We start from the raw sequence: 261 nt of genomic DNA, 5'->3' as shown, positions 1-261 counted from the left end.
CCTCAGCCAGGCGCTGCGTGACACGTACCAGTTCGTCGCTGGCGCGAACATCATCTGGTCACCGGTCAAGGACCTCGATATCGGCCTGGAGGGCTTCTACACCCAGATCGGCGTGAAGAATGGCCGCGTGATCGACATTGACAAGGATCCGACTGCGTATACAGCGGCTCGTGTCGCCTCGATTAACGCTGGTGGGCCGGTACGCACCGCGACCGAGCAATCGGTTCAGCAGATTCGCGTCCGCATCCAGCGCGATTTCTA

1 pseudogene is annotated in these 261 nt (G+C 60.5%); it reads left to right on the top strand.

Annotated features, from left to right (window positions below):
* Positions 1–261, top strand: a pseudogene (locus MKK75_RS20120) (porin); the annotation flags it as partial.

Source organism: Methylobacterium sp. J-030, from assembly GCF_022829545.1.
In the GTDB taxonomy this organism is placed as follows: domain Bacteria; phylum Pseudomonadota; class Alphaproteobacteria; order Rhizobiales; family Beijerinckiaceae; genus Methylobacterium.
The sequence above is the reverse complement of the archived record's forward strand: the minus strand, read 5'-3'. Positions and strand labels throughout refer to the sequence as shown.